Below are 12,382 nucleotides of genomic sequence, written 5' to 3' on the forward strand. Positions count from 1 at the left end.
AAAGCCTTTGATATGGTTAACAGATCGCTATCAAGGCAAGGCCGGGGAAACACGATGTCGAAGAGGGAGGACGCCGGTTGGCTCCGGCGTCCTCCCCGGTTTGGGGTCGCCTCGTTACTTGGCGTGTTTCGCCAACCAGGCTTCCATCTCGGCGATTTCCGCCTCCTGCGCCTTGATCACCGCTTCCGCCAAGGCACGGATCTCGGGGTCCTTGCCGTACTGCAACTGCACCTTCGCCATGTCGATGGCGCCGCGATGATGCGGGATCATACCGCGGACGAAATCGACATCCGCATCGCCGCTGTACTCGAGCGCCATGTCCTTGTGCATTCTGGTGTTGGCTTCGGCGAAAGCCTTGCTGGAGGCGGCCTGATCGCCTTCGGTCATCTGCATCGCCGAGTGGTCATGACCGGTCATTTCTTCGGCCAGCACCGGCGACAGGGCGAGCAGCAGTGCTGCTGCAGAAAGGGCATATCGTTTAAACATCTTGTCTTTTCCTGTGTTCATGTCGTTTCAGCGTTCCGGCTATGCCGACCAGAGGCCGGCAGCGTCGACGCCAGTATCGTCGTGACAGGAACTAGACGCGCGGCGGCGGCAACAGCGGTACAAGATCGGCAGAGACAAGCGGATGCTGACGCAACGGCATGCCGTAACGCCAGGGAAGGATGCCGCCGTCGGTATCCACCGCCGGCAGGATCACCAGACAGGCCGGGCAGGACGCCGTGTGCGTCATGCCGCAACCATCGGGACACAGGCTGCCGGATTGCCGTTTCGCCGCATGGTCGCGATGGCGATGATCGTTCGCAGGCATGTTGTCGCCGTGGACATGCATCTCGCCGGCCATGACCGAACCGGATGACGTCAGGTCGGCAAAACCCGGCATGGCCGCCACGGCCGGCATGGCGCAATAACCGAGCAGGCCAAGAAACATCATGATGGCGACGAAGTTTCGCATGGCGCGATTTTAGCTTTCCGGCAAGGAAACACAATACCGGCCGGTTGGCGATCGGCACCTGCATCGATATCGGGCGGCCAGCCAAAACTTCGGCTCGGCCGTTCCTCAGACATACCAGATACCATCGGCGATCGAAGCCGACACGCCGAGAATATTTTCCGCACTTTCGGAGAACCCGGCCAGCACTTCCGCTTTCGTGGCACCTCCGACGAGCCTGTCCTCCCAATAGGCAATGCCGCCCGCCTCCCCTGCCCGACCGAGGACGTTTTCGTAGAGCCGGGCAATGTAATCGGCATTGCCGACGCCGGCGCCGTAGACGGAGACGAATTCGGACGATCCGACGAAGCCCTGCGCGACCTTGAGCAAGGTCGCTCCGGTGTCCATCGTTTCGATCCAGTACCGCAATCCGTCCGCATCGGGTGTCCGGTCGAACGCCGCCTGGTAGATGCGATAGGCCTGCCCGGCGCTACCCTGGAGATCGAGCGCAAGCGTGCCATCGGCAAACTGCAGCCGCTCGACACCCGTCAATGTGTCGTGCCCCTCGCGCTGACTGGTTACGGTGGTGGTACTGCCATCCGCTGCAATGCTGTATTCGGCGCGGGAACCGGAAAAACGCGCGGTATCGATACCAGCCCCGGCATCGATGCGGTCGTCGCCTGCCCTGGTGAAGAAGACATCGTTGCCGGGACCGCCCTTGACCGAATTGCCCTTCTCCAGATTGTCGATGAAAGTGGAGGGCGTTTCGTAGCCGGCAAACAGTTTCAGGTAGTTCACCACGCTCGTGCCATTGGAATCCTGTGCCGACTTGGTACCGCCGGACTGGATGAAGGTTTTCAGCCCGCCCGTGCCGGCAAGATGCGAGGCGGCGATCATCCCGCTTTTCGTCAGCAGCACGCCGTTCAGGGTCTGTCCGTCGTAAAATTCCAGATCGGCGGCGCGGATGCGGCTCCACAACATCTGGAACCACGAAGCGGCGGCGACATCCTGCTCGGCCTTGTCGGAGAGGAAATCCTGCAGGCTGGTGATGCCGTTCTTGCCCGTAAAACCGCTGGTGTAGCGATTGTCGAACAGGTTGGAATCACGGGCGGCATAACCAAGGTCGAAAAGTGCGGCCTCGCCGAACTGGTAGGCGCCGGCATAACCGGCAGAATTGACCACGGCATAGTTGCCACTCGACTCCCGCTGCCGCAGGGCACCGAAAAAATCATCATAGCTGCCAGTTGCCATTCGCCATCGTCCGTCTGCGGAAATCAACGACCCCACGATAGGCGAGAATGGAAACGGGAGCGTTAACGTCGAGCCGCAGCACGCCTGCCACCGGTTGGAAGAAAGTGCAAAAAACCGGTTTCGTCTGCGGTCGGCCGCCCGATATCGCGCAGTAAATGCAATGTTGCAGCATATCGATGCGGTTTCGCGCACATCTCGATCAAAAAACCCGTTTCTTTTCGGTTTTTTGAATCTAGGCTTGAAATTATTCCCCCGTATGGCTGGATCGGCGCATCCTTTTTAACCAGCCGCTGCGGATCGGGTCAGCCTTTCAGCAGCAGGATCACGCAATGATACGCATCACGCCCGACCTTGCCGGTTACGAGTCCTTCCTGGTGGATTGGATCGACGAGACCGGTTCGATCGTCGCCATCAACGATTTCGAGGCAAGCGAACTGGGGATTTCCGCCCATGAGAAGGTTGGTCTCGAGCGGATCTACAGCAGCAGTTCGGCGCAGGCGCTGCGCGCGATTGCCAGCGGCGCGCAGACGGCCGATCCGGCCTTTCCGGTCTGGGTCAATTCCCGGAATTATAGCGAGATCCCCATGGTCGCGACCATCATCCGTGACGGGGCGCGAGGGTTGGCAGTGGTCAAGCAGCCGCTTCCCGCCGAGGTGCTGGGCATCGGCCCGGAACTTGTCGAACGCGTCGAGATCCTGTCGCAGATGATCGGCGCTGCGACCGAGGCCTGCTGGTGCATCGAATTCCTCGAACCGGTCGATATCTCGCTCAGCGAAGAGGAGATCGTCGAGCGTGTCTTCACCAACGAGAGCCGCTGGCGCGCCTGCAACGAGGCGATGGCAAGGCTCTACCGGGTGCCGGAAGGGCTCGATTTCAATATGCAGCCGGTCTCGCGTTATTTTCCCAATACCGAGGTCAACCGAAAGATGGTTCGCGACCTGGTACGCGCCAACTACCGCCTCGACCATGCCGCCGCCGTCGACCGCCGGCATGACGGCAGCGAAATGCTGGTCGAGAACGATTTTCGCGCCGCGATCCAGAACGGCCTGCTCGTCCGCCTCTGGGGAACGACACGCGACATCGGTCCGTCGCGCATCCGCGAGCAGCAACTGTCCGACCGTGCCGACAGCATGCTCGACATCCTCAGCGCCACGCCCGATCCGATCCTCGTCATTTCCGAGGAGGGCATCGTGCTGGCCGCAAACCCTGCCGTCGAAACCGCCTGGGGGCGGGCGGGCGAGCAGATCCTCGGGCGACCGATCCAGGGCTTCGTCGAAACGCGCCATGCCACGGAAAAGCTCCGGCAGGCGGCATCCGACGGCGAGGATCAGGAATGCGACCTGGGAATCGTTTCGGCCGATGACAGCCGCAGCACCTGGCGGTTCCGCTCCGCCCGCATGGAAGGCGAGATCAGGCGTTACGTGCTTACGGCCCGGCGCAAGGCCAGGCGCCGCTCCCGCCACGCGGCAGAGGAGGTGGCGTGATGAAGTTTTATGCCAACGACGTCGCCAGCCTCACCCATCGCCGCCTGCGGCCCTCCTTCGTGGACGACCCGCAATTTGCCGCCTTCCTCGACGCCATGCCGGATGGCGCAGCGTTCCTCGAAGCGGACGGCCGGATCAAACTCGTCAACGGCAGGCTGGAGATGTTGCTCAACCTTGCCCGGGGCGACCTGGTCGGCACCGAGCTCGGCAAACATGCCAAGACCGCCGGCCCGATCATCCAGAAACTGTGGACCGCGCTGCAGCAGCTCAAGCGCCTTGAGGTTTCCGGCACGCTCAACTCCCAGCGCAATGTCGTCGCCACCTTGAGCATCCTGCGGACCCCGGATGGCGGCGCCTACGGCGCGTTGCTGATCATGCGCGAGGCAGGCCGGACGACGCGTGCGCCCGACGGATCGGACAATTTCCGCTTCGAAACCGAAGCCTTGGGGGCAAAAACGAGTTTTGTCGCCTCCCCCTGCATCGAGGCTATGCGCAAAGCCGCCGATACGGCGCTGGAACGCGGCGCAAGCGTGATGCTGACCGGCGAGACCGGTACGGGCAAGACGGAGCTGGCGCGGCTGATCGGCCGGGCGAACGCTCCGGGTGCTGCTCCTTTCGTCCACGTTCGGTGCGGCATGCTGTCGGATGCGCAGTTCGAGGCGGAAATGTTCGGCATCGAGCCGGGGTCGCCGCTCGACACCTCGACCCGCGGCAAGCTCGGTTATGTCGAGGCGGCCGACGGCGGCATTCTGTTCCTCGACCAGATCACCGACCTCTCGCCGACCATGCAGTCGAAGCTGGTGGCCTTCCTCGAAGCCCAGACCTTCAGCCGGCTCGGTTCGGCCCAGAGGCGGCAGGCCCGCATCCGCATTCTCGCCGCCACCAACGAGAACCTCTCGGAGCTGGTCGGCAGCGGCGCGTTCCGCAGCGACCTCTATTACCGGATTGCGGTCATGACCTTCGCGTTGCCGCCACTCCGAAGCCGGCCCGATCTCCTGGACGCGCTTATCGAACACCATCTGCGGCGACTGAATGCCGGACGCAAGCCGCAATTGCGGCTCTCGCCGGAATTCCGCGAGCGTCTCGGATCGCACGCCTTCCCGGGCAACATCCGGGAACTGGCGAACGTCCTGGAGCGCGCGGCGGCGGCGGCCGACGACATTGCCCGCACCGAACATTTCGTCGCGCCGGTGCCGGTCGCAGAAACGAAGGCCATGGCCGTGCCCCTCTCCGCGTCGGATACGCCGCCACCGGCCAAGTTCAAGGAACTCGTCCAGGAATTCGAGGCCTGGATCCTGGAAAAATCCATCGTCGAGAATGGAAGCAAACGAAGCGCCGCCAAGGCGCTCGGCATCGATATTGCGACGCTCGTCCGCAAGACGAAACGAAAACAATGAACGAAGAGAAAAGGGGAATGAGCATGAAAATACTGAAGACCGCCCTGATCGCCGCCATGGCGACGGCAAGCGTGCTGGCGCAGACCGCGACAGCCATGTCCGCCGAACTCAACATTCTGACCTGGGAGGGTTATGCCACCGAAGGCTTCATCAGCAAGTTCGAGGCCGCCTCCGGCTGCAAGGTGACAGCCGCCTATGTCGGCTCCAACGACGATTTCGCCGCCAAGCTGGCTGCCGGCGGTGGCGTCTACGACATCATCACTCCGTCGCTCGACACCGTGCCGATGATGCGACTTGCCGGTTTCGTCGCGCCGATCGATACCGCGAAAGTCGAGGGCAGCGCCGATATCTATCCGGAATTCTCCCAGAATGGCGATGTTGTCGCGGAAGGCTCGACCTGGGCCGTGCCGCTGATCTGGGGATCGGTGTCGCTGATCTATCGGCCGGACAAGTTCGCCTCCAAGCCGGATAGCATCGCCGTGCTGTTCGACCCCGCCAACAAGGGCAAGATCTCCATGTGGGACGACAAGTCGGCGCTTTACTGGACGGCCCGCTATCTCGGTTATGACAACGTCTTCGACCTGACCGACGAACAGCTCGAGGCGGTCAAGGCCAAGCTGATCGAGCAGAAGCCGCTGATCCGCAAATACTGGGCATCCGCGGGCGAACTGACCGAGCTGATGGCCAACCAGGAGGTCTTCGTCTCGAACGCCTGGACCGGCCTGACCTCCAAGGACGTCAACAACCTCAAGAAGGGTTTTGAGGTCGTCGAATTCACGCCGAAGGAAAAGGCGGAAGGCTGGATGGACTCGATGATGCTCGTGAAGGACACGCCGAACGAGGAATGCGCCTACAAGTTCATGTCCTTCATGCAGTCGCCGGACGGTCAGTGCGGCATTGCCGAGTCGACAGGCTATTTCCCGGTCAATCCGAAAGCGGTTGCCGGCTGCATGGACGAGCAGATGAAGAAGGACCGCCAGGTCGACAATGTCGAATTCGTCAAGAGCCTGGTCATGTGGCAGCAGCCGAAACGTCTCGACAAGTACCTGGAAGTCTGGAACGCTGTGAAGGCGGCACCCTGACCGGAGATCCGGCGGGCGCGGTAGGGAATATCTCGCCCGCCACTCGATAAAAGCCAGACAGAACAAAGACAAATACTGGGGAACCGATGACTTCCACTCCGATCGTGGCGCTTGAACGCGTCGCGAAGACTTATGGCGTCTTTACCGCCCTGCACCCGACCGACCTGCAGGTCGAAGAGGGTGAATTCGTGACGCTGCTCGGCCCCTCGGGATGCGGCAAGACGACGACGCTGCGGCTGATCGGCGGCTTCGAGGCGGCCAGTGCCGGCCGCGTCCGCATCGAGGGCGAGGACGTCACCGAGCGCCCGCCCTATCGGCGGCCGGTCAACACCGTTTTCCAGGATTATGCGCTGTTTCCGCATATGAGTGTCGCCGAAAACATTGCCTACGGCCTCTCCGTCAAATCCAACAATATCCCGAAGGTCGAACGGCAGTCCCGCGTTTCCGAGGCTTTGGCGATGGTCGGCCTCGACGGCCTGACGCATCGTCGCCCGGGCGAACTCTCCGGCGGCCAGCGCCAGCGCGTCGCCATGGCGCGCGCCATCGTGCGACGTCCGCGCGTGCTCCTGCTCGACGAACCGCTGTCGGCGCTGGACGTCAAGCTGCGCGAGGGCATGCAGGTCGAGCTCAAGCGCCTGCACCGCGAACTCGGCATCACCTTCATCATGGTGACGCACGACCAGACGGAAGCGCTCGCCTTGTCGGACCGGATCGTGGTGATGAATGCCGGGCGCATTGCCCAGATCGGCTCGCCCTCCGAGCTTTACGACAATCCCGCCACGCCCTATGTCGCCGACTTCATCGGCGCCACCAACTTGCTGGACGGGCAGGTCATCGGCCGGGACGGCGACGAGATCGCCCTGCGCATCGGCGGCGGCACGATCATCCGGTCGCGGCGCGGCACCGCCATCCCCGCCAATGCGAAAAACGTCATTTTGGGAATGCGGCCCGAACGGCTTCTCCCCTCCGCTCCCGATGTCGCCAACACGCTGGTGCTCACGGTCAAGGAAAACCTCTTCCACGGCGATCGCCTGCGCCTCGAATTGACGGCCGAAGGCATCGACAGGTCGATTTTCACCGAACTGCCCCGTACGGCCGTCGCGGCCGTTTCCAGCGTCGACCCCGGCAGCCGCCTGGTGTTTCACATCGATCCCGCCGATGTCATGGTGTTTGCCGGGGAGAAAAACCCATGACGCTGACCCGCCGCACGTTCCCGGGCTTTGCCGCCTTGTTCTCGATGCCGTTTGCCTGGGTGCTCCTGCTCCTCGTCGTGCCCTACGGCATCATGATATCGGTCGGTTTCTGGACCCGGCAGTTTCCGTTGTTCTACCCCGACTTCCAGTTCGGGAACTACGCGCAGATCTTTTCCGATCCGCAATATACGACGGTCATCCTGAGAACGCTGAAGATCGCCGCGCTGGTGACGCTTGGCGCCCTGGCGCTTGGGTTTCCGCTCGCCTATTTTCTCGTCTTCACCGTCCGCTCGGCGGCGCTGCGCAACCTGCTCTACATGTCCGTCGTCGTGCCGTTGTGGGTTTCCTACCTGCTGCGCGCCTACACCTGGAAGATCATCCTCGGCACGGACGGCGCCCTCAATTCGCTGCTGGTCTCGACCGGCATCGTCTCCGCCCCGCTCGATATCTTCCTCTACAACCAGACCGCCATGGTCATCACGCTCGTCTATATCTTCGTGCCGTTCATGGTCATGCCGCTGTTCACGGTCCTCGACAACATCCCGCGCCGGCTGATCGAGGCATCGGAAGATCTCGGCGTCGGCCCGTTCATGACCTTCTGGAAGGTGATCGTTCCGCTGTCGCTTGGCGGCGTCATCGCCGGATCGACCATGACCTTCTGCCTTGCCTTCGGCGATTTCGTCGCCCCGGTGCTGGTCGGCGGCCCGGATGGCACGATGGTCGCCAATCTGCTGCAGACCCAGTTCGGCGCGGCCCTCAACTGGCCGCTCGGCTCGGCGCTGGCGACGCTGGTGCTGGTCATCGTGCTTGTCCTCCTGCAGATATCCAGCCGCCTCGACACGGCCGGCCGTGTCGAACTGACGTGAGGAGGCCGATATGCACGCCCTGAAATGGTGGCAGCGCGGAATGGTCGGCTTCAGCATTGCGGTGCTGGCCTTCCTCTACCTGCCGATCGTCATGCTCGTCCTCTTCTCGTTCAACGACAGCAAGGTGACCTCCTTCCCGCTCGCCGGCTTCACCCTGCATTGGTACGAGGCTTTCCTCGCCAACGAACAGATGCTGCGGGCGCTCCGCAACAGCCTGGTCGTCGCAGTCTGCGCCACGGCGCTCAGCGTCGTCGTCGGCGTCACCGCGGCAATCGCCCTCGACCGCTACGAATTCCCCGGCAAGCGCCTGTTCCAGAACGCCATCCTTCTGCCGCTCAGCCTGCCGGGCATCGTCACCGGCATCGCGATGCTGAATTTCTACAAGCAGATCGGCATTCCGCAGAGCCTGACGGCCGTCGTCATCGGCCATGCCACCGCCCTGCTCGGCGTCGTCGTCTCGCAGGTGATGGCAAGGCTTGCGAAAATCAACCGACGCCAGCTGGAAGCCTCCGCCGATCTCGGCGCCACGCCGGTGGAGACGTTCCGGCGCGTCACCCTGCCGACGATCCGCAGCTCGATCATCGGCTCGGCGCTGCTGTGTTTCACGCTGTCCTTCGACGAAATTCCCGTCACCTATTTCCTGACGGGCCGCGAGGTGACGCTGCCGATCTACATCTATTCGACGCTCAGGCGCGGCATCACGCCCGAGATCAACGCGGTCGGCACGGTCATCGTCGCCGCCTCCTTCGTCCTCATCATCCTTTCCGTCACGCTCCTGCGCGAGCGACGCCCAACCTGATCCATCCAAGGGAGAACAGCATGGACAGCGCCACCTACACCCGCGATTTCTGGCAGGCGAAAGCCGGAGCGCTCAAATTCCGCACGCAGCATTTCATCGACGGCACCTATGTCGCCTCGGCCGATGGCCGCACCTTCCCGACCATCAATCCGGCCACCGGTGCGGCGATCACCGAGGTCGCCCGTGGCGGCGAAGCTGAGATCGACCGCGCCGTCGCTGCCGCCCGCAAGGCGTTCAAGTCCGGCAACTGGTCGCGCCTCGATCCGCGCGCCCGCATGGCCGTGCTCGAAAAATTCTCTGCACTCGTGGAGGCGCATGCGGAAGAATTCGCCGTGCTCGACAGCCTCGACATGGGCAAGCCGGTGATGGACATGATGAACATCGACATCCCCGGTTCGGTGATGTCGCTGAAATTCTTCTCCGAAACCATCGACAAGATCGAAGGCGCGGTGACCTCGACCAGCGCCAGCGCCCTGCACTACATCCTGCGCCAGCCGCTCGGCGTCGTCGGCCTCATCGTGCCGTGGAACTACCCGCTGATGATGGCCGCCTGGAAGCTCGGCCCGGCGCTGGCGACCGGCAACTCCGTCGTGCTGAAGCCGGCCGAACAATCGCCGCTCTCCGCCAACCTGCTGGCGGAACTGTTCATCGAGGCCGGCGGTCCCTCGGGCGTGCTCAACGTCGTTCACGGCCTCGGCGAGGAAGCGGGCAAGGCGCTGGCGCTGCACAACGACGTCGACAAGATCGCCTTTACCGGCTCCACCGAAGTCGGCAAGCTCCTGATGATCTATTCCGGCCAGTCGAACATGAAGCGGGTGTCGACCGAATGCGGCGGCAAGACCCCGCAGATCATCCTCGGCGACTATGACGACCTCGACACCGCCGTCACCTACGCCGTGAACGGCATCTACGGCAACCAGGGCGAGGTCTGCAACGCCGGCTCGCGCATCCTCGTGCAGAAGAACATCCATGACGACTTTGTCGAGCGCTTCACCGCAAGGACGCGCGAAAACTTCGTGCTCGGCGATCCGCTCGACCCGTCGACGACCATCGGCCCGCTGGTCACCGCCTCGCACCAGAAGCGCGTTCTGAGCTATATCGACATCGGCCGCAAGGAAGGCGCATCGCTCCGCTTCGGCGGCGGCACGCTGGCTGCGGCCCCGGCCGGCGCCTACGTCGAGCCGACGCTGTTCACCGGCGTAGACAATTCGATGCAGATCGCCCGCGAGGAAATTTTCGGCCCGGTCGCCACCATCATTCCGATTGACGGCACGGAGGATGCCATCGAGATCGCCAACGACAGCGTCTACGGCCTCGCCGCCTCGATCTGGACCCGTGATATCTCGAAGGCGCATCTTTTCGCCCGCGACATCGAGGCGGGTGTCGTCTGGGTCAATTGCTTCGACCATGGTGACATGACCTCGATCTGGGGTGGCTACAAGCAGACCGGCAACGGCCGCGACAAATGCCTGGAGGCGCTGACGCAGTACACGCAGACGAAATCGGTCTGGGTCAACCTGGGATGAGAAACATCGGGTCGCGCGGGCTTCCCGCGCGCCCTCCCGGCCCCGCCAAACGAGCCTGTCCGGCCCGTTTCCCCGCCCCGGACAGGTTGACGCGGCAACCAAAGCTGCTAAAACGCCACCCGTAGACGAAATGGGTGGCAACTCGGCCGCGATGCCGAAACCAAGCGTCCCGAAACGCTGCACGCCATACCAGTTCAATCGAACGGAAGAGTGTCCGAGTGGTTTAAGGAACCGGTCTTGAAAACCGGCGTGCGGGAAACCGTACCGTGGGTTCGAATCCCACCTCTTCCGCCACTTCAGTCCGCTTCTAGGCACGCCAACCGCCGCCGATTTCCCTCCCGTTGCGGCAACAAGCGTCCGTAGCAATTCCGTCTTCGATCCCGTGATGCGAATCGCGTCGTCCGCGACCTCGACACGCTGCGCCAACGCGCGCAGATAGCCCCCTTCGCTGCCACGGATGCACTCGCGTGGGCGGTGGCCAAAGCCCTGGATTATCGTCGGGGTGATGGCGCTATGGCCGGGGCTGTCGAGCAAGGCTTGCGCCCCGGTCGGCATCGGCCCTCGCCTGATCGCGGATGACCTTGAGGCCGACGATGCGCTCCTTGAGCGCCGGGTCGTCCAGATCGGCAACACCCGCCTCGATGGCGTCGTAGAGCCGCTTGAGGCGCTGTTCCGATTCGGTCGCCGGCCGTTGCAGGGAGGCGATATGCTCACGCCAGCGTTCGGCCTGATCCTCGCAACGGACCATGTTGTCGAGCTTGTCCATGGGGATCGCACGGCCCTTGCGGCCGGTTTCGCCCTGCTGGCGATCACGAACGGCAATGAAGTTACGGGTTGTCGGCGACCGGCTCCTGCGCGACGCGGTTTGCCGCGGGTAGGTCGATCTTCAGCGCCCGGTCAGTGTTGACCACGGCAGCATCGAGATCGTTGATGGCACGGCCCCTGCCCCGAAGATCGCCGATGTATGGTTTTGAGGGAGGTATGATGACTTTTTGCAGATGAGTCAGGAAATGTTGCGCGGCGACGCCTATGGGGAAGAATTTTCTCTACGCAAAATAGACTATTCGCTTGTGCACCCTCATTTTTGCCTGAGGCGGGAAATCGAACGGCATCCGCGAAGGCAGGGTCCTGGCGCCTTCGATCAATAATGCGGCGGGCGAGTGACCGGCACAGCCTCGTGCGACTGCTCCTCCAGCGTCAGGAAACGCTCGGTCAGCACCGCAAGTCTCGCCCGTGTCTGCTCGACCACCTTCCACTGTTCGGCAAGCTGGTCCGACAGTTCCTCGATCGTCCTGGCCTGATGGGCCAGCAGTTCTTCCAGCTGTGTAATGCGTTTTTCTTCGTCAGACATGATCATTCCTTCCGTCGCGGCGAGACCATTCGCTGCGCGAAACGTCCCTGTCAAGCCGGCGACATGCCGCCGAAATCGCATAAACGCCTGTGGATAGCGCCGGAATATAAGAAAAACATTGATTGCCGACGATGACAATTGCCGGGGGCGCTGTCATGGAATCCGGATCAGCAATACGAGGAACGCTACAATGACAACCACGAATGAAATCGCGGACAAGATCGCTGCCGACAACGGCCTCACCAAGGTTCAGGCAAAAGGTATCGTCGAAGCGGTTTTCCAGGCGATCACCGACGCCGCAACCGCAGGTGCCGAAACCTCCATTCCCGGCTTCGGCAAGTTCAAGGTGAAATCGACCCCCGAGCGCGAAGGCCGTAACCCGTCCACCGGCGAGAAGGTCAAGATCGCGGCAGCCACCAAGCTGGGCTTCACGCCGGCAAAGGCTCTCAAGGACGCGCTCAACAAGTAAGCGCGACCGCAGCGGGCCGCCAGGCCCGTGAAA

13 protein-coding genes, 1 tRNA gene and 1 pseudogene are annotated in these 12,382 nt (G+C 62.7%); 9 read left to right on the forward strand and 6 right to left on the reverse strand.

Annotation, left to right across the window (positions count from 1 at the left end):
- Positions 1-114: 114 nt before the first annotated feature.
- The 3 genes from copM to DEM27_RS26390 form a co-directional block, all read right to left on the reverse strand.
- Positions 115-486 carry a CopM family metallochaperone gene (copM, locus tag DEM27_RS26380; RefSeq protein ID WP_109461239.1) on the reverse strand — a complete coding sequence of 124 codons (372 nt, stop codon included), beginning with the start codon at positions 484-486 and terminating at the stop codon, positions 115-117.
- 91 nt (positions 487-577) lie between these two features.
- Entirely contained in the window at positions 578-955 is a 378-nt protein-coding gene (locus DEM27_RS26385; RefSeq protein WP_109461240.1) for a hypothetical protein, read from the reverse strand.
- 105 nt (positions 956-1,060) lie between these two features.
- Positions 1,061-2,182, reverse strand: a complete 1,122-nt coding sequence (locus DEM27_RS26390) for a DUF4214 domain-containing protein (RefSeq protein WP_109461241.1) — start codon at positions 2,180-2,182, stop codon at positions 1,061-1,063.
- A 329-nt stretch (positions 2,183-2,511) separates the two neighbouring features.
- Here DEM27_RS26390 and DEM27_RS26395 point away from each other — a divergent pair, with 329 nt between their 5' ends.
- The 8 genes from DEM27_RS26395 to DEM27_RS26430 all read left to right on the forward strand — a co-directional run bounded on the left by DEM27_RS26395 (position 2,512) and on the right by DEM27_RS26430 (position 10,823).
- The gene (locus DEM27_RS26395; RefSeq protein WP_109461242.1) at positions 2,512-3,666 is read left to right on the forward strand and encodes a PAS domain-containing protein; all 1,155 of its coding nucleotides are present in this window, start codon (positions 2,512-2,514) and stop codon (positions 3,664-3,666) included.
- A complete protein-coding gene (locus tag DEM27_RS26400; RefSeq protein ID WP_109461243.1) occupies positions 3,666-5,063 on the forward strand; it encodes a sigma 54-interacting transcriptional regulator in 1,398 nt (465 codons plus the stop codon). Before DEM27_RS26395 ends, DEM27_RS26400 begins: the two co-directional genes overlap by 1 nt.
- A gap of 17 nt (positions 5,064-5,080) precedes the next feature.
- Complete coding sequence (locus DEM27_RS26405) at positions 5,081-6,145, forward strand: ABC transporter substrate-binding protein (RefSeq protein ID WP_109461244.1); 1,065 nt, start codon at positions 5,081-5,083, stop codon at positions 6,143-6,145.
- A gap of 86 nt (positions 6,146-6,231) precedes the next feature.
- The gene (locus tag DEM27_RS26410) at positions 6,232-7,338 is read left to right on the forward strand and encodes an ABC transporter ATP-binding protein (RefSeq protein ID WP_109461245.1); all 1,107 of its coding nucleotides are present in this window, start codon (positions 6,232-6,234) and stop codon (positions 7,336-7,338) included.
- A complete protein-coding gene (locus DEM27_RS26415; protein WP_109461246.1) occupies positions 7,335-8,204 on the forward strand; it encodes an ABC transporter permease in 870 nt (289 codons plus the stop codon). The genes DEM27_RS26410 and DEM27_RS26415 overlap by 4 nt, the downstream gene beginning before the upstream one ends.
- 10 nt (positions 8,205-8,214) lie before the next feature.
- Positions 8,215-9,003, forward strand: coding sequence for an ABC transporter permease (locus tag DEM27_RS26420; RefSeq protein WP_109461247.1), 789 nt, complete (start codon positions 8,215-8,217; stop codon positions 9,001-9,003).
- A 20-nt stretch (positions 9,004-9,023) separates the two neighbouring features.
- Positions 9,024-10,529, forward strand: a complete 1,506-nt coding sequence (locus tag DEM27_RS26425) for an aldehyde dehydrogenase (RefSeq protein ID WP_109461248.1) — start codon at positions 9,024-9,026, stop codon at positions 10,527-10,529.
- Positions 10,530-10,733: 204 nt separating this feature from the next.
- Positions 10,734-10,823, forward strand: a tRNA-Ser gene (locus DEM27_RS26430).
- A 217-nt stretch (positions 10,824-11,040) separates the two neighbouring features.
- On the opposite strand, the gene DEM27_RS34190 is transcribed toward DEM27_RS26430, so the two are convergent.
- From DEM27_RS34190 to DEM27_RS26440, 3 genes and pseudogenes are all read right to left on the reverse strand, one after another.
- Positions 11,041-11,295, reverse strand: a complete 255-nt coding sequence (locus tag DEM27_RS34190; protein ID WP_165823619.1) for a hypothetical protein — start codon at positions 11,293-11,295, stop codon at positions 11,041-11,043.
- Positions 11,296-11,359: 64 nt separating this feature from the next.
- Positions 11,360-11,470, reverse strand: a pseudogene (locus tag DEM27_RS34780) (metal ABC transporter substrate-binding protein); the annotation flags it as partial.
- A gap of 200 nt (positions 11,471-11,670) precedes the next feature.
- Positions 11,671-11,880, reverse strand: coding sequence for a SlyX family protein (locus DEM27_RS26440; RefSeq protein ID WP_109461366.1), 210 nt, complete (start codon positions 11,878-11,880; stop codon positions 11,671-11,673).
- Positions 11,881-12,070: 190 nt separating this feature from the next.
- Here DEM27_RS26440 and DEM27_RS26445 point away from each other — a divergent pair, with 190 nt between their 5' ends.
- A complete protein-coding gene (locus tag DEM27_RS26445) occupies positions 12,071-12,349 on the forward strand; it encodes an HU family DNA-binding protein (RefSeq protein WP_109461249.1) in 279 nt (92 codons plus the stop codon).
- Positions 12,350-12,382 lie beyond the last annotated feature (33 nt).

Source organism: Rhizobium album (assembly GCF_003122325.1).
GTDB classification, from domain to species: Bacteria; Pseudomonadota; Alphaproteobacteria; order Rhizobiales; family Rhizobiaceae; genus Metarhizobium; species Metarhizobium album.